The organism is Acidovorax facilis (assembly GCF_050626955.1).
GTDB lineage: Bacteria > Pseudomonadota > Gammaproteobacteria > Burkholderiales > Burkholderiaceae_C > Acidovorax > Acidovorax facilis.
Map to the genome: position 1 here is coordinate 2,731,067 of NZ_CP192460.1, position 19,510 is coordinate 2,750,576.

Sequence of the window (19,510 nt, forward strand, 5' to 3'; positions counted from 1 at the left end):
AGAAGCCCGCTATGCAACGCACCAACAACGATTCACGCTCCACCATCAAGATTCCCGGAACCGAGGCGCACTTTCTCGATCCGCTGGAATCAGGCAAGGGAGGCCCCGGGCGCTTGCGCTATCTCTCCGGCGGAAAGGGGCCAGCCCTCGTCTTGCTGCACACCGTGCGCACCCAGGCCGAGCACTTCCGTCACCTCATCCCTCTCATCAAAGACAGGTACACCGTGTATGCCCTCGATCTCCCTGGAATGGGTTACTCGGAGATCGTGCCGGGCGCTTCCTACGAGGAGTCGGCCATGCGCGAGGCGGTCAAGAGCCTTATCACCCGGCTTGACCTGCGCGACGTGACGCTGCTCGGTGAGTCGATGGGAGCCACGCTCGCCCTCACCACCGCAGCCGATCTGCCCGAGAGAGTGCGGCGGGTTGTGGCGATCAATGCGTATGACTATGCGGGCGGCATCGCGCGGTCCAGCCTGCTGGCCCGGTTCGTCGTGACCGGCGCGCTGGCGCCGGTTGTCGGCACGACGATCGCGGGCGTCCAACCCAAGCCGATCGTGCGCGCCGTGCTCCATGGGGGACTCGGCGACACAGCCGCTCTGCGCGATGACTACCTCGATGAACTGTTGAAGGTCGGACGTCGGCCTGGCTATCCGGTCGTCGCCCGCGCGGTTTACGGCAACCTGCCCAGCCTCATCGCGGCCCGCGCCCGCTACCCCGAGGTCAGGGCACCCGTCCACCTCATCTATGGAGAGACGGATTGGTCCAGACCCTCGGACCGGCAAGCCAACCAGCAGCTCCTGCCCGCGACCGAGTTTGTGCAGGTGCCTGGCGCGGGCCACTTCATTGTTCTTGAGCGGCCAGACGTCGCTGCGAAGGTGTTGAACGACGTGGCCTGACCCAAGTGCGTTTCGAAGACCGCAGGCAGATGCTGCCCGCACAAGCTTCGGCACCGCCAACACGCGGGTGCCGCTGGATCGACACCATACAAAACATATACAATTCGTATATATTTTATATAGAGTCAACCATGGGCATAGTCAAAATCTCCGACCAGATGCACGAAAACCTGCGCGTGGCCAGTGGCGCACTCAGCCGATCCATCAACTCCCAGGCAGAGCACTGGATGCGGGTGGGCATGCTGACCGAGATGTATCCCGACCTGGACCACCGCGAAATCTGCCAGCTTCTCGTGCGGGCAGAGCTGGCGGGCGGGCTGGACGTGGCGCTGGCGGCCACAGCGCAGCTGGACAAAGCGGGGGTACGCCCCGCCGGGAAGCACTGATGGCGCGCGGTGGTGGGGTGCCGATCCGCTCGGCCGAGGAATTGGTGATGGCGCGGCGGGCCGCACAACTGGCGGCCGAGGTGCTGGCGATGATCGAGCCGCATGTGGTGCCTGGCGTAACCACCGACGCACTGGACCGCATGTGCCACGACCACATCGTGAACGTGCAGGGCGCGCGGCCTGCCAATGTGGGCTACCTGGGGTACCCCAAAACGGTGCTGACCTCGGTGAACCACGTGGTGTGCCACGGCATCCCCTCGCCCCAGCAGATGCTGAAGAAGGGCGACATCGTGAACATTGATGTGGCGGTGGAAAAAGACGGCTGGTACGGCGACACGAGCCGCATGTTCTGCGTGGGCACGCCCAGCGTGCTGGCCCAGCGGCTGGTGCGCACCACGTACGAAGCGCTGTGCGCGGGCATCCGCGAGGTAAAGCCCGGTGCGACGCTGGGCGACGTGGGCCACGCGATTGCCACCGTGGCGCAGCGCGAGAACTTCAGCGTGGTGCGCGAGTATTGCGGCCACGGCATTGGCACGGTGTACCACGATGAGCCGCAGGTGCTGCACTACGGGCGGCGCGGCCAGGGGCTGCGGCTGGAGGCGGGCATGGTCTTAACCATCGAGCCCATGCTGAACGCAGGCCAGCGCGAGACCAAGGAGCTGGCCGATGGCTGGACGGTGGTGACCAAGGACCGGTCGCTCTCGGCTCAGTGGGAGCACATGGTGGCTGTGACAGACAGCGGCTTTGAGGTGCTGACAGCGTGGCCGGGGGGCACGGGCAGCTACCCTGCGATTTAGGGATGGCCTGCACGAGGAGATTGCCGCATCAGCCGGGTGGCAACTCCAGGCGGGCCCAGGCGGCCATCACATCGGGCTGCTTCTTGATCCAGTCGGCAGACATCATGTTGGCGCCCCAGTGGTGGATGCGCGCCACGCCCTCCCCCATGTTCCACAGGTGCCGCAACTGCACGAAGAGCGGCAAGGCGGCGAGGTCGGCATCGGTGACATGGCCGCCGCCTGCGCGGTAGCCGGCCAGGTACTGCTGCCAGCGCTTGAGCAAGGCTTCGTCGGGCTCCATGGGGGCCTTGCGGGGCAGGTTCGACCACAGCCACACACACAGGTCATAGGTCAGGAACCCTGGCCCGGCGTCGTCAAAGTCAAAGAAGGCGGCGCGCTGCACACCATCGGCATCGGTGGTCACATGGTTGTTGAAGCCATGCGTGTCGCCGTGGCACATCACGCGGGTCAAGGTGCCCTCAACTTCCGCCAGCTCGCTCAGAAGGCGCTCAATCAGTTGCCGGTAGGCATCGAGCACGGCAGGGTCGATCTCGGGATGGGCGGCAAGGTAGTCCAGCGTGCGGCCTGCAAGGTGGTGGCCGTCCAGCACATAGCGGCTTGCGGGGCCTGCGTAGCTTTGCGCGGCGCGGTGAATTTGCGCCAGCGTGGCGCCAGTCAAGTGCAGTTCTTCTGGCGTATCGGGCACGGCGCCGTCGCAGTGGCGAAACAGGGCCAGCGCACGCGGCCCCTCAGGGAACGGCAGGGTAACGCTGGCAGCACCATTCGCCGCCAGGACCGGCGTGGCCACGCCCACACCCTGTGCGTGCAGGTGGTCCAGCAGCGCGACCTCGAAATCCACATTGAACGGACCGCGCGGCCGGTTGGCGCAAAGCCGCGCCACGTAGCGGCTGCCATCCGTGGCCCGCACGGCGTAGTTGTCATTGAGGTTGCGGCGGATCAGGTAGCACTGCTGCACTGGCAGGCCGTAGTGCTGCGCCACCCAAACACTCACGGCAGAGGCAGCGGCTGTGGTGTGCGAGGCAATCGGGCTGAGGTCCTGCGAGGTTGGTGAGAGCATGCGGCATTCTCCATGCATGCAGCATGAAGCACCCGTGCGACGTGGTTCGATGGGCTTGCGCCCAGACGTTGTCGCTGCCCCCAGGCTGGTACTAGCGGGAAAACAGCTACATCATGAGAAATTGCTTGAAAGGGCTGCTACCGCCCGCTGGTATTGCACCATCGGTATCAAAACCATAGCAATCCACGTCGCCATCACCACGGCAGCTTGTCGCCGCTGTAGGCGTAAAAGCACCCCGTTTCCTCCACCGGCAACCCATCCAGCACCCGCAGCATGTCGCCCGCCGCATCGGCTGCCGGGCGACCAATCTCCGCGCCATTGAACGGGGCCGACAAGGCCGAGTTGACGGTGCCCGGGTGCAGCGCCACCAGCACCGCCTGCGGGTGGGTGCGCGCCACTTCGATGGACGCCGTTTTGACCAGCATGTTGAGCGCGGCCTTGCTGGCGCGGTAGCTGTACCAGCCGCCCAGGCGGTTGTCGCCAATGCTGCCCACCTTGGCCGAGAGCACGGCCAGCAGGCCGCGCCCCTGCTTGGGCAGCAGCGGTGCAAAGTGGGCCAGCACGAGAGCGGGGCCAAAGGTGTTGGTGCGGAAGGTGGCTTCCATCTGCGCGTAGTTCAATTGGCCCAGGCGCTTTTCAGGCATGCCGTGGGGGCCGTGCAGCAGGCCAGCGGCGTGGATGATGCAGTGCCAGGGGCCCTGGGCCTTGAGTTGCTGGGCGGCGTGGGCAATGGTGGCTTCGTCGTCCAAGTCCACCGCCGGGCCGGTGTGGCGGCCCAGGCCCACGACCAGTGCGCAGCGCGGATCGGCCTGCAAGTGGGCGAGGAAGGCGCTGCCGATGGCGCCGGTAGAGCCGATGACCAGGGCGCAGTAACCGTCGGGCAGGGACTGCAGGGACGCGAACGGCGAGGCGGGTGGCTGTGGGTTAGACATAGCGCGGTCCTGCGGTGGGGGTGTCGTGGGGTGATGGGCAGGCGGGCTACAGCGCATCCAGCCGCGTGCGCAAGCTGGCCGCATGCTCACGCAACGCATCGAGTTGCGGGCCCTGCATCTTCTGCAACTGGCGGTACACCATGCCAAGGCGGAAGTTGTTGCCCAGCGTTCCCTCATTGCGCGCAAAAAAGTCCCAGTACAGCGCGTTGTACGGGCAGGCCCGCTGACCCACTTTTTGCTTTTTGTCGTAGTGGCAGCCTTTGCAGTAGTCGCTCATGCGGTCGATGTAGGCGGCGCTGCTCACATACGGTTTGGTGGCCAACAGGCCGCCGTCGGCAAACTGGCTCATGCCCACGGTGTTGGGAACCTCCACCCACTCAAAGGCGTCGATGTACACGCCCAGGTACCAGCGGTGCACGGCGGCAGGATCAAGCCCCGCCAGCAATGCAAAGTTGCCGATGACCATGAGGCGCTGGATGTGGTGGGCGTACGCATGCTCCAACGACTGGCCCACGGCGTGCTGCATGCAGCGCATGCGGGTCTTGCCCGTCCAGAACCATTCGGGTAGCGGTGCGTTGTGGCCCAGGGCGTTGCGCTCGTCGTAGCCGGGCATGTGGGCCCAGTAGATGCCACGCACATATTCGCGCCAGCCGAGGATCTGGCGGACAAAGCCCTCCACGGCAGGCAGGGGCGCGGCGCCTGCGTGGTAGGCGGCCTGGGCGCGTTGCACCACCTCGTGCGGGCGCAGCATTTTGGTGTTGAGCGCGAAGGACAGCAGGGAGTGAAACAGCCGCGCACTCTGCGTGCTCATGGCGTCTTCGTACGCGCCAAAGTGCGGCAGCGTGGTGGTGATGAAGTGGTCGAGCCACACCAGTGCCTCGGCCCGGTTCAGCGGCCAGCGCAGTGCATGGGCCTGCGGGTTGCCAAAGCTCTGCACGCCTGCGGCCTGGATGGTGGCCCACAGGGCGCTGTGGTCGTGCGTGGGGCGGGCGTCGGGCGGCAATATGGGCGTGCCGGGCCAGGGCTTGCGATTGTCGTGGTCGTAGTTCCATTGGCCACCTTCGGGCTCGCCAGCCTCGTCGATCAACACGCTGTGGCGCTGGCGCATGCGGCGGTAGAAGTGCTCCATGAGCCACTGCTTGCGGCCTTGGAACACCTCGGCCATTTCGGTGCGGGTGGTGTAGAAGTGCCCGCTGCTGACGGCCTGCACGGCAAAGGCTTGCTCTGCACCCCAGGTGCGCAGTTGCTCGTCCAGCCGCCATTCATCGGGGTGCTGGTATTGCAGCGTGTGCGCGCCGTAGTGGGCCATGAGGGCAGCCAGGTTGTCAGGCATCGACTGGCGGTTGCTGGCGTCGTCAATCGCCACGTAGCGCACGCGGTGCCCCGCCTCGCGCAGATGCCGGGCCAGGTCGCGCATGGCGGCAAAGATGGCGAGGATCTTTTGCGCGTGGTGCAGCACGTAGTCGGTCTCTTGCCGCACTTCCATCAACACATAGACCACGCCCTCGTCCTGCGTTGCAAACCATGAATGCTCGGGGTTGAGCTGGTCGCCCAGAAGCAGGCGCAGCGTGTGGGCACGCTGTGGGGTAGAGGGTTGTGGCGTGCTCATGCCGTGCCCCACATGCGGCGGTAGCTGCCGTCGGCATCGTGGTCTTGCGCCTGCTTGATGGGGTTGAAGCGGCGGCCCCCGCGCGGGTCGGTGCCGCGCCCGGCGATGTAGAGCCAGTTGGCCTGGTTGCTGTAAACGTCGTAGTCCACCAGTTGCGATTCAAACCACGCAGCGCCTGCGCGCCAGTCGCTGTGCAGGTCGTACAGAAGATAGCTGGCTACGACCTGGCGCAGGCGGTTGCTCAGATACCCGGTGGCGGCCAGCTCGCGCATGGCGGCATCGACCAGCGGCTCGCCGGTCTCGCCCCGGCACCAGTGGTCAAAGCCGCGCGGGTTGTGCGGGGCGGGCGGTAGTTCTGACAGGCCTCGCACCCGGTACAGCGCTGCGCCGTATTGCAGGTGCAGCAGCCGAAAGTAGTCGCGCCACAGCAGCTCAAACCACAGCCAGTAGGTGCCATCGTTGGCACCGTGGTCGCGCTCAAAGGTTTTTAGATCGGCATAGATCTGGCGCGGCGAGAGTGCCCCCGTGGCCAGCCAGGGCGAGAACTTGCTGGAGTAGTCCAGCCCCGTGAGCCCGTTGCGCGTGGCCTTGTAGCTGTGGGGCAGCTTGCGGGCAAGGTACTGCGCCAGGTGGGCCAGCGCGGCGGCCTCGCAGCCATCGCAAGCAGGCGTGCCGTAGGGGAAGGACGAGCGCGCATCGCTGCCCTGGGGCGGTGTGGGTTGCTGGATGCTGGCAGCGCCCTGCTCTGCCCCCACGGCTTGCAACACGGGCGCAGGCACTTGGGGAGGCGGCAGCAGCAGGGCGGGTGCTGGCAGTGGTGCAGCGGGGGTGATGCCTGCACGCTCGACCTTCTGGCGGAAGCTGGTGAACACACCGGGCAGGTCAGAAGCAGGCCAGGGCATGTCGGCCGGGTGCAGCAGGCTGCTGTGCCATACGCTACGCACCTGCAGGCCTGCCGCGCGCAGGGCGGCGACTTCCGCCTGTTCGTAAGGGGCGGGAATGTCTTCGCACACCACGGTGGTGGCCCCCACGGCCTGGGCCAGTTGTGGCAGGGCGGTAGTGGGCGGCGCCTGGCAGATGAGCAGCGGGTTGCCCAGTGGACTCGTCTGTTGATGTAGCCCGCGCAGTGCTGCAGCGGTAAAGGCGCGGCGGTGTGCCCCCACACGGGCAAAGCCCCATGGCGTGGATTCTTCAAGTGCGGGCAGGCACACCACGGGCAGCAGGTGTGTGGCCCCGCTGGTGAGCGCTGCGCGCAGCGCGGGCTGGTCGTGCAGGCGCAGGTCGTTACGAAACCAGAACAGCACCGTGCTCATGTGGCGCCCTCCCCCGCGCCCTTGCCGGTGCGTTTGCGTTCGCTGCGGCAGCGGTCCGAGCAGTACTTCACCTCGTCCCACACCTTCTCCCACTTCTTGCGCCAGGTGAAGGGCAGGCCGCATTGCAAGCACTGCTTTTGCGGAAAGTCTGATTTCTTGCGCATGCGCATGGCGGACTTGCGGGTGGGTTACGCAGGCAGCAACACCTGCTGCGCCAGCGCACGCCCGCTGAGCCACGCGCCTTCCACCTTGCCGCCATGGAGCCAGTCGCCACACAGGCCCAGGCGCATTTGCGCATCCCACCAGCTGCCCTGCATGAGCGCGGGTTCGGTGTCGGCATAGCGCCAGCGGTGGGCGGTGGCGGCCAAAGGTGCGGGGCCACCCAGGGCGGCAAAGGCAGTGAGCAGTGCGGTGGTGACCGCCTCGGCGCTTTCTTCGATGTGGGCCTCGCTCCATTCGGGGCTGGCGTGCAGCAGCCAGGTTTCTTGCCCCGTGCGGCCGGGTTTGCTGCTGTCGCGCGCCACCCAGCGCAGGGGGCCGGTGTTGATGAACGCACCTTCCCACGGCAGGGCCACGGGGCTGGCGTAGCGCAGCATCACCGCCCAGCTGCCACGCATGCGTGCGCTGGCGGCCAAGGCGGCGCCTGCGGGGGACACTGGGGCCAGCAAGGGCACGGCCTGCGGGGCGGGCACGGCCAGCAGCACTGCGCTGTAACGCGGGCTGTGCAGGCCATGTTCTGCCGAGGTGATGGCCCACCCGCCCTCGGTGTGGTCCAGCCGCTGCACGGTGGTTTGCCACTGCGCCAGCGCAGGCTCGCCCAGGTGCTGCACCAGCCAGGCGGCGGGCGACGTCATGCGCGGGGTGCCCACAAACCGCTCCAGCGGTGTCGCTGGGTTGGACCAGGCGGTACCGTCAAAGCTGGCCAGCCGGGCATCCCACAAAGCCGCAACACCGGCCTGCTGCCAGCGGGCCACCTCGGCGCGAAAGGCCGGGTCGCGGGCGGTGAAATATTGGGCGCCGTGGTCGCACTGCCAGGGGCCGTTGTCATCTTCGGCGCGGCGGGTGCTCATGCGGCCCGAGGGGCCACGGGCTTTGTCAAATACATGCACCGTGTGGCCCGCCTGCAGCAGCGCCTGCGCGCACGACAAGCCTGCCAGGCCTGCGCCAATAACGGCGATGGTTTGTGGCGTAGCAAGGCTCATGGTTGTGGGTCGGTTCGTTCGTGGGTCACCCAGATCAGCGCCTGGGTGTCGATGCCCAAGGTCTTTGCACGGGCGATGAGTTGTTCGCGTACGCCAGGGGGCAGCTGCTTGGTGCGCGACAGGATCCAGCAGTAGCTGCGGTCCGGCCCCACCACCAGCGCCCACTGGTAGTTGGCATCCAGCGCGGCCACGTGGTAGCCGCCGTAGAACGGGCCAAAGAACGACACCTTGAGCGAGGCGGTGTTGGCATCGCCCGTGAACAGGGCCTTGCCCTCGGCCTGGCGCCAGTCGTTCTTGCCGGTGTCAAAACCCCGGTTGAGCACGCGCGCACTGCCGTCCGCCTGGCGCTGGTAGGTGGCGCTCACATCCGTCATGCCGCGCTCGAACGAGTGGTCGAGCCGCGCGACTTCGTACCAGCGGCCCTCGTAGCGGGCCAGGTCAAACGGGGTGACGGGCGTGATGCCCTCGGGCGGGCGGGTGGACGAGCAGCCACTCAAGGCAAGCAACGCCACAGCAAGCCCCAACCAGGCGCAGCGGCGGAAGCAGGATAGGAAGAAGGGCATAAATTACCAATTGGTCACAAAACAAACCAGTTGGTATTCTGCCATCACAAACGCTGTTGTGGCGAAAGCCCGGCGCGGGCGCTTGCCATGGCCCACCCGTAAACTCCGGCCATGACTTTTCAAATCACCGTTTACTCCAAATCCGCCTGCCCCCAATGCGATTCGGCCAAGAAGCTGCTGCAGTCGCGCTCCCTGCCTTTTGAGGAAATCAAGATCGACGACGAGGCCGAGCGCCTGGCGTTTTATGCCAAGTGCGGGCCTTCGGTGCGGCAGATGCCGCAGATCTTCATCAACAACCAGCGCGTGGGCGGGCTGGCGGGGCTGCAGGCTGCGCTGGCGCAGATCGGCCAGTGACACCCGCTTTCGTCCGTCCCCTGGTTATTGGTACTTCGCAGCGGTGATGAACTCGCTGAAGGTTTCGCACCACACAATCACCGTGTTGAACTTGGCCGGGTCCACGCCCTGCGGCAGCGGGACGATGAAGTTGTTGAACGTCTTCACATCGCCCACGCGCAGCATCTGGGGCTTGAGGCGTTTGAAGTCGGCCTCGGTCTCGACAAACTCGGGCGACAGGTAGAGCTTGTAGTCCGGCCCCGGGGCCAGCTTGCCCACTAGGCTGATGGCCTGCGGGCTGATGGACACGGCGCCTTCGCCCCAGTGCAGGGCGTCGCTGTCTTTCAGGTCACGGCGGAACGTGGCAGTCCATTGCGCAGCGGGCTGGCTTGACTGGATTTGCTGCAGCGTGGGGGCGTCGGGCGCGATCAGGATCGGCAGCACATACACACCCAGCGCAAACCCGATGACCAGGGTGAGCAGGTGCGAGGCGATGAGCAGCAGAGGTTTCATGGCAACGGGTTCAGTGGACTGAGCCCAATGTACTGCGCCGCGCCCTCCCGTTCAACGCTGCGCAGCTCCCCGCTGTCCGCTCAGGATGCGCGGGCCAGAAAGCCATCCACCAGTGCGTAGTGCTCCGGCACATTGAGCGCGGGCGCGTGGCCGCAGCCGGGCACCTCCACCACCTGGGCCAAGCCACGGGCGCCAGGCCCCCGGGTCAGCATCTCGGCGGTGGTATCGCGCAGCACCAGGTCCGACTCTTCGCCACGCAGGCACAACACGGGGATGTCGAGCGCGTCGTAGTGGTCCCAGATCAGGTAGTCGTTGGTGTGGTGGGTGAACTGCTGCACCATGGCCGGGTCGTAGTGCGGCGTCACGCGGCCGTCGGGCAGGCGGCGGGTACTGCTCTCGGTCAGCAGGCGCCACTGCGCATCGCTGAGCCAGCCGTAGGGCGTGTAGACCTGCCGGAAGAACGCCTCCAGCTCCCGCACGGTGTCGAACGCGGGCGGGTGGCCTGCGTAGGCCTTGATGCGCTCCAGCGCGGCGTCGGCCAGGCGCGGGGCGTTGTCGTTGAGAAGCAGGCTCTGGATGCGGCCCTTGAGCTGCGGCTCGAACAAACCCGAGGCGCACACGGTGCCGATGGCCCCGCCCATCGAAGTGCCCACCCAGTGCGCTTTCTCGACACCTAGTTGGTCGAACAGATCGGCCGCAATGCGCGCGTAGAACGAGAGCCGGTATTCGTCCTGCGGTGCACGCGCCCACTGGCTCAGGCCTCGGCCCAGGGTGTCGGGGCAGATCACGCGGTAGCGTGACGCCAGGTGGGCGGCCAGGGGGTCCATGTCGCGCCCGGTGCGCGCCAGGCCGTGCCAGGCAATCACCACCGGCGCGTCGGGCGCACCCCACTCCGTGGTGTGGATTTCATAGCCAGCGCAGGTGAGGTAGCGCGAGGTGGGGGACATGATGGCGACCTTGTGGAACAGAGAATAAAAAAGGATCGGCGGCTCACTTCATGAGGCGACCATTGCTGCCAATGACAGTGACCTCGACATACCGTGAGCCGATGCGGTTGGTGGGGGAGTAGCCCAGCGTGATGCCGCCGAGGTCAAAGCTTTGCAGCGACTCCAGCGCCTTGACGACCTTGGCGCGCGTGGGCGCGGGCCCGGCACGGCGCAGGGCCTCGACCAGCACCTTGGCGCCCAGAAACTGCTCGAAGCTGGTGTAGTTGACCTCGGCCTCGGGGGCGTATTTCTTGAGCAGTGACTGGTATTCGCGCACCACTGGCAACTGGGGCCGGTAGGGGTAAGGCACCACCTGGCTGATGCCCAGGCCGTGCGCGTTTTTCAGGCCCGCCAGCTTGACCAGCTCGGTCGGGTCCACCACCGAGATGTTGTACAGCTGCGCGCCGCCGCCCTGCTCGCGGTAACGCTGGATGAAGGCCGCCGCGGGCTTGTTCACCGCAATCATGATGACCGCGTGCACATCGGCGGCCTTGATGGCCTTGACGGCTTCATCGACCTTGTCGGTATTGCGTTCGTAGCCTGCTGCTACCACGAGCTTGAGGTTGCGCTTAGCGAGGGCCGCCTCGACCCCCGCCAGGCCCGCCTTGCCAAAACCGTCGTCCTGGTACATCACGGCCACACGGTTCATGCCCAGGGTGGTGAGCTGCTGCACCATGTGCTCGGTCTCATCGACATAGCCTGCGCGCACATGAAAGATCCAGGGGTTGAACGGGTTGCGCAGCGATTCGCCCCCCGTGTAAGGCGCCACCAGCGCCGCACCGCCCTCTTGCAACACGCCGTCTGCCAGCAGTTGGGTGATGTTGGCCGTGCCCGCAAAGCCATACAGCGCCACCACCTCGGGCTTGGCCAGCATCTCGCGGGTGAGCTTCACGGTGTCGGCCACCTTGTAAGCGTCGTCGGCCACCTCCTGGCGGATGGTCGCGCCGTGCACGCCGCCCTGGGCGTTCACCCAGTCAAAGTAGATCTTGCCGCCCAGCACCATCTGAGCGCCAGTGCTGGCCAGCACGCCGGTGAGCGGTGCCACCTGCCCCACCACAATCTCGGCGGCGTGCAGCAAGGGCGCCGTGGCCCCGCCCCACAGCACCGCCAGTGCTGCCGCCGCACGGCGGCTCCATGTCTTGACCTTGTCCATTCGGTTCATCCCCTGTTTGTGTTGCTTGCAGCCGCGCCCACGGGCGGCGCAATGGCCGATGGCCCCCACGCGTGCCCGGTGGGCGGCGGTGACGGTGTGTCGTCTGGCAAAGCTCCTTGGGTCAGTCGGGGATGGCAATGGCGCCCGCCGTGATGGCGATGGCGTTGGCGGCAGCAGGCGTGGTAGCCAGCGGCGGCACGTTGGCGGCGGTGATGGCCGGGGCGCTGCCCGGTGTGCCGCCGCGCGGCACGGTGCGCACCACCTGGCTGGCGGGCAGCGCCTTGCCGCTGGCGAGGTGGTCGTACACGGCGTCGAGCGCGTGGTTCAGGTACACATGCAGCGGCACGTAGCGGCTGTCATAGCCCGGCAGCACCGTGGGCAGGCCTATAAAGCTGTCGAAGTGCTGGGCGTTGGCCACTTCCACATAGCTGAGCTTGCTGGCGGCGCCTTCGACCTTCTTGTTCAGCGCGGCGTATGGGCGCGAGGTGTGGCTCACCGGCAGCAGCGCATCGGCGCGGCCGTGCACGATGACGGTGGGCTTGCCACGCAGGTTGCCGTTGCGGCGGGTTTCGTCCACACCGGCCTGCAGCTTCTTGGCGGCGGCGTCATTGCCGGTGACGAGGTTGCGCAGGCACAGCGCGCCGCTCAGGTTCCAGTCGGCTACACCGGCATCCGACACCGACAGGAAGTCTCGCGCGGGCCCGAACTTGCCAAGGTTGTTGACCAGGTTGATGCCGCTCGAGGGAGGCACGCCGTTGCCGGTGGCAAACATGCCTGGCAATGCAGCGGCGGCCAGCGGCATAACCCCGCCGGTGGCCGCCGTGGCGGCGTAGCTGAAGCCGCAGAGGTTGTCCTGCACACTGGCGCGCGAGAGGCCGCTGGCAAAGGTCACGGCCACGGCGGGGGACACTTCAAACGCCGCCATGGAGGCATGCAGGTCGTTGGACTCGGGCTCCCAACCGTAGGCGCGCAGCTTTTGCAATGCCTCTTCGGCCTGCGCGGGCATGGTGCTGGCAGTGAGCAGTCCTGCCGCCTTGAGCGACGCGCAGCGGTTGGGCGCTATGGGCAACGCAGCGCTGGCAAACCCGGCCGCAAACGCGGCGGCAAACGGACTGGTGCTGACCGAGGGCGCAAGCGACGCGCAGGCCTGGTAGAGGTTGGCGTAGGTGGTGAAGTCCACCAGCGTCTTGCCGGTGACAGCCACATCGGCGCTGCCACGGCGCACCGTGACGCCGGGGTTGGTGGGCATCTCGATGGCGGGCTCGGACACGGCCACGCCGCTGATCAGGCCCTGCGTGTCCAGCTCGGCCGCAGCTATGGCCGCGCCGCCACCGTTGGAGATGCTCGATGCGATCACGATGGTGTTGGCCGGGGTCAGCGTCTTGAGGCGCTGGCCCGCTGCGTCGGTGGCGCCGTAGCGCTGGTTAAGCACGTAATAGCCAAACTCCACGGCCTGCAGCGTGCTCGTGCCCCAGTCCTTCTCAGAGTTCTGGCCCGAGTGGGCGTGCTTGAAGGCAAAGCGGTTGGGGGTGGCGGTGTTGAAGGCGGCCAGCTCGGTGGCCGTGAGGCCTGCGTTGAAGGCTGCGGCCTTGCCCGCTGCGGCGGCCGTGGTGCGTGTGCCGTCGATCAGCGGCACGGTGTCGTTCATGAGGTCGTGCGGCGCGCCGCCCGTGCCCTTGTCCGAGTAGGCCACGGCGCAGCCCTTCTTGAGGCCCCACTCTCCGGTGGAAATGCCGCCGTACACGCCGCGCGAGCCCGAGGTGGTGGCGGTGATCATGCAGGGCTTCTTGGGGTCGAAGCTGGCGGGCACCTGCACCATGAGGGTGACGTTCTTGCGGCCTGTGCCGTCGTCGGCAAACGCGATGTATTCGGTGCCCGCCACCTTGCCTTCGCCCGTGGTGACCTTGCCCTGCGCATCCACATTGGGACCGTAGAGCGTGCCGTAACCACCGGCTGCCGTCATGTCGAGCATGGCGCGGTAGTTGGTGTGGATGGCCGTGCGGCGCAGCTCGGCCGCCGTGGGCTTGAGGGGATCAGCAAACGCAGGGGGCGCGGCAGCGGCCAGGCCCGTGGCTCCCAGGCCCGCCGTGAGCAGGTCATTGCTGGCGCCGTCGTACGTGGTCTCGCTGATGGTGCCGAGGTAGCCGGGCTTGGTGTTGGGGGCGGCACTATCGCCACTGCTGCCACCGCAGGCAGCCAGCACCGCAGCGGCCAGCGCTGCGGGCAGGAACGGACGGGAAAGGGGACGGAAACGCGGGTTCTTGATGTTCATCTTCATGTGCTTGTCTCCTGGAGTTTTTCTTTGCTTCTGGTTGCACAGCTCATCCACACACCCAGGCCACGCCGGTCACCCGGCGCGGCCGGGGCCACTCACCCCGCCTTGCGCGCAGCTGCCGCGCGCAGACGCCCCACCACACCGGTAGGGAAGTAATAGACCGAAAGAACAAAGAGCACTCCCAGCCACAGCAGCCAGCGGTCAGGCGAGAGCAGTGCCGACAGCCAGGGCAGGCCCGTGGCAGCCTCGCTGCCTAGCCGCAGCAAGTCTTGCAGGTAGCTTTGCGCCACCAGGAAGAGCACCGCCCCGATGGCAGAGCCATAGATGGTGCCCATGCCACCGATCACCACGATGAGCAGGCAGTCCATCATGATTTCGAAGCTCAGCGAAGTGTCCGGCCCGTTGTAGCGCAGCCAGAGCGCCAGCATGCAACCCGCCAGCGTGGCGAACAGGGCAGACAGCACGCTCGATGTGGTGCGGTACACCACCACGCGGTAGCCAATAGCCTCTGCACGGAATTCGTTCTCGCGGATGGCCTGCAGCACGCGGCCAAAGGGCGAGTTGACGATGCGCAGCAGGGCCAGCACCAGCGCCACGGCGGTGACGAACAGCAGGTAGTAGCAGATCAGGCGCCCGTCGATGGTCACGCCCAGAAAGGGCTCTTCGAAGGGTTCGAAACTGGGCGACAGGAATTCGGGGACCTTGAAGGTCAGACCGTCTTCACCGCCGGTGATGTCGGACAACTGCGAGGCCAGCGTCTGGAACGCAGCGGCCACCGCCAGCGTGATCATGGCGAAGAAGATGGCGCGCACGCGCAGCGAGAACAGCCCCACCGCCAGCGACAGCAGCAGGGACAGCAGCAGCGCGCCACCAATGCCCACGCCCAGCGCCGTCCAGGTGGGGCCCAGGCGCGTGGTGGCCACTGCGATGCCATAGGCCCCGATGCCAAAGAACATGGTGTGCGCAAAGCTCACGATGCCGGTGTAGCCCAGCAGCAGGTCAAAACTGGCGACCAGCACCACAAAGATCAGCACCTTGGCCGCCACCGACAGCGCCTTGACGCCCGGAAACAGGAACGGGGCAAACGCCAGCCCGATGAGGATGGCCACCAGGATCACCGCCAGCACCTTGCTGCGCGGGTAGTCGTTGGAAAGAAGACGGTTCAACATGGTCTTGTTTCCTCAGCGGTTAGCGACCGGATAGACGCCCTGGGGTCGCCACAGCAAGATGGCCACCATCAACGCGATGTTGGAGAACAGCGCCACCTTGGGCACCAGAAAGCCGGTGTAGTTGGCCATCAGCCCCACCAGCAGCGCGCCAATGAGCGCACCACCCGTGCTGCCGAGGCCTCCGATGATGATCACGATGAAGATCAGCACATTGACCTGTGCGCCCATCTGCGGGATCACGTTCTGCTGGTAAAGCCCCCACATCACGCCGCCCAGGCCCGCCAGGGCCGAGCCCACCACGAACACGCCCACGAACAGGCGGCGGATGCGGTAGCCCAGGCTCTCCACCATCTCGCGGTCTTGCACGCCAGCGCGGATGAGCAGGCCGACCTTGGTGCGCGACAGCGTCCAGGCCAGTACGCCGAAGACCACCAGGCCCACCGCCACGGCGATCAGGCGGTATTTTTCGATGGCGGCGTCGCCCACCAGCAGCGAACCGCGCATGGCTTCGGGCAGCGGCAGCGGAATCTGCGCGGGGCCCCAGATGACCTTGATGAGTTCTTCACCAATGATCATGCCGCCCATGGTGATGAGGATCTGCTTCAAATGCTGGCCGTACACGGGCCGCACGATGAAGCGCTCGAACGCCAGGCCCACGGCCCCCGCCACGGCCATGGCCACCAGCATGGCGGGCAGCACGGCCATCAGGTTGCGCCACAGGTCAGCGCTTTGGGTGTAGTCGCCCATGGCGCCCAGCACGCTGGTGGCCACGAAGGCGCCCAAGGCAATGAACACGCCGTGGCCGAAGTTGAGCACGTCCATCAGGCCGAACACCAGCGTGAGGCCCGAGGCGATGATGAAGATGATCATGCCCATCGCCAGGCCCGCCACGGTGAGCGTGAGCCAGGTGCTGGGTGAGCCGATGAAGGGCAGCACCAGCAGCGCGAGCGCGGGCACCAGGGCCAGGGGCTTCCAGTCGAAGTCACGGGTGATGGCGCTCATACGCGGCCTCCTTGCATGGCAGGCGGCATCTGCGCATTTGCTACATTTTTAATAGCTTCCAGCGCTTTACCATCAAGCGCTAGAAGCCCAAAAGGCTTGAAATCTGGTGCAAAACTCATAGTGCCAACCCCAGCAGCGAGCGCTGCAGTGCTTCGTCTTCGGCCAGCGCAGCCATGCTGCCTGCATGCACCACCTGGCCGTTGTCCATCACGGCCACGGTGTCGCCGAGCCGCTTGGCAAAGTTGATGTTCTGCTCGACCAGCAGGATGGTCACGCCGCTCTTTTTGAGCTGGTCGAACGCCTCGATCATGTTGTTGATGATGGCGGGCGCCAGGCCCTTGCTGGGCTCGTCCACGATGAGCAGGTCGCGTGGCTCGACGATGGCGCGGCTCACGGCCACCATCTGCTTTTGCCCGCCGCTGAGCTTGCCGGCCGGGTGGTTCCAGAACTTCTCCACGGCGGGGAAGAGCTTGAAGATCCACTGCAGCCGCGCCTCGTCCATCTGCGCGGCATTGCGCGCGCTGCGGGCGGCCAGCAGCATGTTTTCCTTCACCGTGAGGTCGGCAAAGATGCCCATGTTCTCGGGCACGTAGGCGATGTTCATGCCCGCGATCTGCGGGGTGTTCAGCGCCGTGATGTCTTTGCCTGCAAAGTGGACCGAGCCTTTGGACGCATGCCACAGGCCCATGATGGTGCGCAGCGTGGTCGTCTTGCCCGCGCCGTTGCGGCCCAGCAGCATGGTGAGCTGGCCCTTGGGCACGGCCAGATCCACGCCGTGCAGGATGTGGTACGCGCCGATGTGCGTGTGCACGCCCTGGAGTTCGAGCAGGTTGCCCGTGTTGTTGATGGTGGTGGTCATGCAGCGGCCTCCTTCGTCACACCGAGGTAGGCTTCCTGCACCACGGGCGACGCGATCACCTCGGCCGGTGGGCCGTCGGCCACCAGCGTGCCGTTGGTCAGCACGATGATGCGGTCGGCCAGCTCGCGCACCACGTCCATCTTGTGCTCCACCAGCAGGATGATCTTGGTCTTGTCCTTCTTCAGCGCGCGGATCAGGTTCAGGATCACGGGCGCCTCGTCGTGGCTCATGCCGGCCGTGGGCTCGTCGAACATGTAGACCTGCGGCTCCAGCGCCATGAGCAGCGCCACTTCGAGCTTGCGCTGGTCGCCATGCGGCAGGCTGGCCACGGGCGTGTCGCGACGCTCGTACATGGCCACCGTCTGCAGGATGGATTCAGCACGCTCGGTCAGCGCACGGTGGTCGCTCCAGATGCTCCACAGGTTCAGGCCCCGGCGGTGCTTGCCCTCTTGCGTGGCCTGCACGGCCAGGCGCACGTTCTCCAGCACGCTGAGGTTGGGGAACAGGTTGGTGAGCTGGAACGCCCGGCCCAGGCCCGCATGCGTGCGTGCCGAGACGGACTGCCCGGTCAGGTCCTGCCCGCCCAGCGTGACGCTGCCGCTGGTGGCCTTGAGTTGCCCCGAGATGAGGTTGAAGTACGTGGTCTTGCCCGCGCCATTGGGGCCCACGATGGCGGTCAGCGTGCCGGGCTCGAAAGAGCAGGTCACAGCATTGACCGCCACGTGGCCGCCAAAGCGGATGGTCAAGTCCTTGGTGGCCAAGGTGCTCATGGGTGGTGGTTCACTTTCACGGTCGTCGTCTTTCGGGAGTGCCGGGCGCCCTGCCCTCGCGGTGCCAGGGCGCGTGGCGTTCAGCGCATGGTCAAGGGCAAGAACCGATGACGTAATAGTTGGGGCTTGTCTGTTTCAGCGTGTTGTTCACAAAGATGTTCCACAGCCCCATGCTCTGGTTGGAACCCAGCGCGAAGGTGTAGCCGCCATACACGTAGGCACGGCCCGCCATGGTGTGGGCGTAGTTGCTGGCCGTGGTGCAGGTGCCCGTGCCGCCGCCCGATGCGGCCAGCGTGGTGCCGGATGCAGCGGCGGACACGGCGCCCTCGGCGCCGTTGCCATCAGCGGCACGCACCGTCCAGCTGTAGGTGGTGGATGCGGCCAGGCCGGTGTCGGTGAAGTTCGTGGCAGTCACGGGCAGCGCATTGGTCTTGTTGCCATTGCGGTACACGTTGTAGCTGGCCGCTCCGCTCACGGCGTTCCAGCCAATCGCCATGCTGCTGGCCGTGGCGCCCGAGGTGCTCACGCCCGTGGGGGCTGGCAGGTCCACCGGCGGGTTGGTGGTTCCGCCGCTTCCCACGCGGTCCACCATGGCCTTGATAGCAGCCATCTGCGGGCCGGACTTCTTGGAATAGTTGGCGCTGTCATAGCCCCACCAGTCCCAGCAGCTGTTGGTGGCGGCCAGGCTGGTCTGCGGGTACAGCATCACGATGTTGTTACTGTCGGCCCAGCGGTTGTAGCCCGTGTTGCGCACGTACTGCTGCTGCACGTCGTTCACGTTCTGCTTGCAGCCATGCAGCACCACATGCAGCTTGCAGGTGGCCGTGCCACCCGCCTGGCAGGCCTGGGGCACATAGGCCCAGCCCGTGGTGGCCATGCCGTGGTTGGAGATGAATTCGCTCTGGTTGAACTCGATGAAATTGCCGTTGGGCAGCGTGGCGTTGTTGCGTGCGTTCAGCGTGCCGTACAGGTGCTGCAGCATGGCGCCTGCCAGGTCGAAGTTGCAGTCGCTGATGTAGGGAGCACCCTTGGTGGAGCAGCCGTTGCCATAGTCGTCCGTCACCATCGCGTGCTCTGATGCGATGTCCTTCTTGTAGACCACGTTGGCCGCTGGCACGAAGCTGTTGTAGTAGGTGCGCAGTGCATCCATCACCCCCGTCTTGACCACGCTGTCGAGCGTGCCCGAGAACAGGTAGACCTTGGAGTTCTGCAGGTTGGCCACGGGGTCGATCACGCCCTGGCCGGCCCAGGTGTTGGTGGTGTTCACCAGCGTGCTGGTGGGAATACCCGTGGGGCTGGCCATGCAGCGCCCCGTGGCATTGACGACTGAGCCCTCGGCGCAATAGAACGGCCCGCCCGCCACCACCCCCACGCCCTTGGCAAACGTGGCCGAGTACGCCACATGCAGCTGCACGGCCATGAAGCCGCCCGAGGACAGGCCGGAAACCGTGGTCTGCGTCTTGTCGATCTTGAGTGCGGGGAGGTTGACCGCCGCGTAGGCACCACCAGCAGCGCACAGCGCGATGGCAGCACCTGCTGCAGCCGCCCGGATGAAATTGAAAGCCATGTTGTCTTGTCTCCAAATAATTTTGAGAAAGTCTGACCCAGCCCCCGTGTCAACCCGGGAGTTCATGCATCAATTCACTGGAAAAAGAGGGGCGGCCGCCCCTGCGGGATGAACCCCGACGAAGCAGG

Annotated in this window: 21 protein-coding genes; 4 read left to right on the forward strand and 17 right to left on the reverse strand. The window is 66.1% G+C overall.

Annotated elements, in window-relative coordinates:
- Nucleotides 1-11: 11 nt before the first annotated feature.
- From ACQ4MJ_RS12465 to map, 3 genes are all read left to right on the forward strand, one after another.
- Nucleotides 12-896 (forward strand): alpha/beta fold hydrolase, encoded by an 885-nt coding sequence (locus tag ACQ4MJ_RS12465; protein WP_431152466.1) that lies wholly within the window; start codon nt 12-14, stop codon nt 894-896.
- Nucleotides 897-1,027: 131 nt separating this feature from the next.
- Complete coding sequence (locus tag ACQ4MJ_RS12470; RefSeq protein ID WP_121506978.1) at nt 1,028-1,282, forward strand: ParD-like family protein; 255 nt, start codon at nt 1,028-1,030, stop codon at nt 1,280-1,282.
- Nucleotides 1,282-2,079 carry a type I methionyl aminopeptidase gene (map, locus tag ACQ4MJ_RS12475; RefSeq protein ID WP_431152465.1) on the forward strand — a complete coding sequence of 266 codons (798 nt, stop codon included), beginning with the start codon at nt 1,282-1,284 and terminating at the stop codon, nt 2,077-2,079. The genes ACQ4MJ_RS12470 and map overlap by 1 nt, the downstream gene beginning before the upstream one ends.
- Before the next feature lie 28 nt (nt 2,080-2,107).
- Here the strand turns inward: map and ACQ4MJ_RS12480 are convergent, their stop codons facing one another.
- From ACQ4MJ_RS12480 to ACQ4MJ_RS12510, 7 genes are all read right to left on the reverse strand, one after another.
- Complete coding sequence (locus ACQ4MJ_RS12480; RefSeq protein WP_431152464.1) at nt 2,108-3,136, reverse strand: phosphotransferase enzyme family protein; 1,029 nt, start codon at nt 3,134-3,136, stop codon at nt 2,108-2,110.
- Nucleotides 3,137-3,330: 194 nt separating this feature from the next.
- Nucleotides 3,331-4,068, reverse strand: coding sequence for an SDR family NAD(P)-dependent oxidoreductase (locus ACQ4MJ_RS12485; RefSeq protein WP_228894496.1), 738 nt, complete (start codon nt 4,066-4,068; stop codon nt 3,331-3,333).
- Nucleotides 4,069-4,114: 46 nt separating this feature from the next.
- Nucleotides 4,115-5,677 carry a cryptochrome/photolyase family protein gene (locus ACQ4MJ_RS12490; RefSeq protein WP_431152463.1) on the reverse strand — a complete coding sequence of 521 codons (1,563 nt, stop codon included), beginning with the start codon at nt 5,675-5,677 and terminating at the stop codon, nt 4,115-4,117.
- Nucleotides 5,674-6,990: a DASH family cryptochrome gene (locus ACQ4MJ_RS12495; RefSeq protein WP_431152462.1), complete on the reverse strand. Its 1,317-nt coding sequence runs from the start codon at nt 6,988-6,990 to the stop codon at nt 5,674-5,676. Before ACQ4MJ_RS12495 ends, ACQ4MJ_RS12490 begins: the two co-directional genes overlap by 4 nt.
- Nucleotides 6,987-7,160 (reverse strand): DUF2256 domain-containing protein, encoded by a 174-nt coding sequence (locus tag ACQ4MJ_RS12500; RefSeq protein WP_409834525.1) that lies wholly within the window; start codon nt 7,158-7,160, stop codon nt 6,987-6,989. The genes ACQ4MJ_RS12495 and ACQ4MJ_RS12500 overlap by 4 nt, the downstream gene beginning before the upstream one ends.
- Nucleotides 7,161-7,178: 18 nt before the next feature.
- Nucleotides 7,179-8,192, reverse strand: coding sequence for an NAD(P)/FAD-dependent oxidoreductase (locus tag ACQ4MJ_RS12505; protein WP_431152461.1), 1,014 nt, complete (start codon nt 8,190-8,192; stop codon nt 7,179-7,181).
- Complete coding sequence (locus tag ACQ4MJ_RS12510; RefSeq protein ID WP_431152460.1) at nt 8,189-8,755, reverse strand: lipocalin family protein; 567 nt, start codon at nt 8,753-8,755, stop codon at nt 8,189-8,191. The genes ACQ4MJ_RS12505 and ACQ4MJ_RS12510 overlap by 4 nt, the downstream gene beginning before the upstream one ends.
- Before the next feature lie 111 nt (nt 8,756-8,866).
- Here ACQ4MJ_RS12510 and ACQ4MJ_RS12515 point away from each other — a divergent pair, with 111 nt between their 5' ends.
- Nucleotides 8,867-9,109, forward strand: a complete 243-nt coding sequence (locus ACQ4MJ_RS12515; RefSeq protein WP_055400446.1) for a glutaredoxin domain-containing protein — start codon at nt 8,867-8,869, stop codon at nt 9,107-9,109.
- A 24-nt stretch (nt 9,110-9,133) separates the two neighbouring features.
- On the opposite strand, the gene ACQ4MJ_RS12520 is transcribed toward ACQ4MJ_RS12515, so the two are convergent.
- The 10 genes from ACQ4MJ_RS12520 to ACQ4MJ_RS12565 form a co-directional block, all read right to left on the reverse strand.
- Nucleotides 9,134-9,601: a DM13 domain-containing protein gene (locus tag ACQ4MJ_RS12520; RefSeq protein ID WP_094287412.1), complete on the reverse strand. Its 468-nt coding sequence runs from the start codon at nt 9,599-9,601 to the stop codon at nt 9,134-9,136.
- An 80-nt stretch (nt 9,602-9,681) separates the two neighbouring features.
- Nucleotides 9,682-10,548 (reverse strand): alpha/beta fold hydrolase, encoded by an 867-nt coding sequence (locus ACQ4MJ_RS12525; protein ID WP_121419559.1) that lies wholly within the window; start codon nt 10,546-10,548, stop codon nt 9,682-9,684.
- Between the two features lie 43 nt (nt 10,549-10,591).
- Entirely contained in the window at nt 10,592-11,749 is a 1,158-nt protein-coding gene (locus ACQ4MJ_RS12530) for an ABC transporter substrate-binding protein (protein WP_218299297.1), read from the reverse strand.
- Nucleotides 11,750-11,861: 112 nt separating this feature from the next.
- Nucleotides 11,862-14,018 (reverse strand): D-(-)-3-hydroxybutyrate oligomer hydrolase, encoded by a 2,157-nt coding sequence (locus ACQ4MJ_RS12535; protein WP_431152459.1) that lies wholly within the window; start codon nt 14,016-14,018, stop codon nt 11,862-11,864.
- Nucleotides 14,019-14,110: 92 nt separating this feature from the next.
- On the reverse strand, nt 14,111-15,184 hold the full coding sequence (locus tag ACQ4MJ_RS12540; RefSeq protein WP_121419556.1) for a branched-chain amino acid ABC transporter permease: 1,074 nt from the start codon (nt 15,182-15,184) through the stop codon (nt 14,111-14,113).
- 12 nt (nt 15,185-15,196) lie between these two features.
- Nucleotides 15,197-16,186 carry a branched-chain amino acid ABC transporter permease gene (locus tag ACQ4MJ_RS12545; RefSeq protein WP_055400436.1) on the reverse strand — a complete coding sequence of 330 codons (990 nt, stop codon included), beginning with the start codon at nt 16,184-16,186 and terminating at the stop codon, nt 15,197-15,199.
- Nucleotides 16,183-16,305, reverse strand: a complete 123-nt coding sequence (locus tag ACQ4MJ_RS12550) for a hypothetical protein (protein WP_431152458.1) — start codon at nt 16,303-16,305, stop codon at nt 16,183-16,185. The genes ACQ4MJ_RS12545 and ACQ4MJ_RS12550 overlap by 4 nt, the downstream gene beginning before the upstream one ends.
- Nucleotides 16,302-17,045: an ABC transporter ATP-binding protein gene (locus ACQ4MJ_RS12555; protein ID WP_142144819.1), complete on the reverse strand. Its 744-nt coding sequence runs from the start codon at nt 17,043-17,045 to the stop codon at nt 16,302-16,304. Before ACQ4MJ_RS12555 ends, ACQ4MJ_RS12550 begins: the two co-directional genes overlap by 4 nt.
- Nucleotides 17,042-17,815, reverse strand: coding sequence for an ABC transporter ATP-binding protein (locus tag ACQ4MJ_RS12560; protein WP_306555886.1), 774 nt, complete (start codon nt 17,813-17,815; stop codon nt 17,042-17,044). The genes ACQ4MJ_RS12555 and ACQ4MJ_RS12560 overlap by 4 nt, the downstream gene beginning before the upstream one ends.
- A 91-nt stretch (nt 17,816-17,906) precedes the next feature.
- Nucleotides 17,907-19,382, reverse strand: coding sequence for an extracellular catalytic domain type 2 short-chain-length polyhydroxyalkanoate depolymerase (locus ACQ4MJ_RS12565; protein WP_431152457.1), 1,476 nt, complete (start codon nt 19,380-19,382; stop codon nt 17,907-17,909).
- Nucleotides 19,383-19,510: the final 128 nt, after the last annotated feature.

Excerpts from the sequence above, each read along its gene's own strand:
- ACQ4MJ_RS12465 (WP_431152466.1), top strand. The coding sequence starts at position 12 with ATGCAACGCACCAACAACGATTCACGCTCCACCATCAAGATTCCCGGA.
- ACQ4MJ_RS12505 (WP_431152461.1), bottom strand. The coding sequence starts at position 8,192 with ATGAGCCTTGCTACGCCACAAACCATCGCCGTTATTGGCGCAGGCCTG.
- ACQ4MJ_RS12555 (WP_142144819.1), bottom strand. The coding sequence starts at position 17,045 with ATGACCACCACCATCAACAACACGGGCAACCTGCTCGAACTCCAGGGC.
- ACQ4MJ_RS12500 (WP_409834525.1), bottom strand. The coding sequence starts at position 7,160 with ATGCGCATGCGCAAGAAATCAGACTTTCCGCAAAAGCAGTGCTTGCAA.
- ACQ4MJ_RS12515 (WP_055400446.1), top strand. The coding sequence starts at position 8,867 with ATGACTTTTCAAATCACCGTTTACTCCAAATCCGCCTGCCCCCAATGC.
- ACQ4MJ_RS12480 (WP_431152464.1), bottom strand. The coding sequence starts at position 3,136 with ATGCTCTCACCAACCTCGCAGGACCTCAGCCCGATTGCCTCGCACACC.
- ACQ4MJ_RS12490 (WP_431152463.1), bottom strand. The coding sequence starts at position 5,677 with ATGAGCACGCCACAACCCTCTACCCCACAGCGTGCCCACACGCTGCGC.
- ACQ4MJ_RS12510 (WP_431152460.1), bottom strand. The coding sequence starts at position 8,755 with ATGCCCTTCTTCCTATCCTGCTTCCGCCGCTGCGCCTGGTTGGGGCTT.
- ACQ4MJ_RS12485 (WP_228894496.1), bottom strand. The coding sequence starts at position 4,068 with ATGTCTAACCCACAGCCACCCGCCTCGCCGTTCGCGTCCCTGCAGTCC.
- ACQ4MJ_RS12565 (WP_431152457.1), bottom strand. The coding sequence starts at position 19,382 with ATGGCTTTCAATTTCATCCGGGCGGCTGCAGCAGGTGCTGCCATCGCG.
- map (WP_431152465.1), top strand. The coding sequence starts at position 1,282 with ATGGCGCGCGGTGGTGGGGTGCCGATCCGCTCGGCCGAGGAATTGGTG.
- ACQ4MJ_RS12540 (WP_121419556.1), bottom strand. The coding sequence starts at position 15,184 with ATGTTGAACCGTCTTCTTTCCAACGACTACCCGCGCAGCAAGGTGCTG.
- ACQ4MJ_RS12550 (WP_431152458.1), bottom strand. The coding sequence starts at position 16,305 with ATGAGTTTTGCACCAGATTTCAAGCCTTTTGGGCTTCTAGCGCTTGAT.
- ACQ4MJ_RS12535 (WP_431152459.1), bottom strand. The coding sequence starts at position 14,018 with ATGAAGATGAACATCAAGAACCCGCGTTTCCGTCCCCTTTCCCGTCCG.
- ACQ4MJ_RS12545 (WP_055400436.1), bottom strand. The coding sequence starts at position 16,186 with ATGAGCGCCATCACCCGTGACTTCGACTGGAAGCCCCTGGCCCTGGTG.
- ACQ4MJ_RS12560 (WP_306555886.1), bottom strand. The coding sequence starts at position 17,815 with ATGAGCACCTTGGCCACCAAGGACTTGACCATCCGCTTTGGCGGCCAC.
- ACQ4MJ_RS12525 (WP_121419559.1), bottom strand. The coding sequence starts at position 10,548 with ATGTCCCCCACCTCGCGCTACCTCACCTGCGCTGGCTATGAAATCCAC.
- ACQ4MJ_RS12495 (WP_431152462.1), bottom strand. The coding sequence starts at position 6,990 with ATGAGCACGGTGCTGTTCTGGTTTCGTAACGACCTGCGCCTGCACGAC.
- ACQ4MJ_RS12520 (WP_094287412.1), bottom strand. The coding sequence starts at position 9,601 with ATGAAACCTCTGCTGCTCATCGCCTCGCACCTGCTCACCCTGGTCATC.
- ACQ4MJ_RS12470 (WP_121506978.1), top strand. The coding sequence starts at position 1,028 with ATGGGCATAGTCAAAATCTCCGACCAGATGCACGAAAACCTGCGCGTG.
- ACQ4MJ_RS12530 (WP_218299297.1), bottom strand. The coding sequence starts at position 11,749 with ATGAACCGAATGGACAAGGTCAAGACATGGAGCCGCCGTGCGGCGGCA.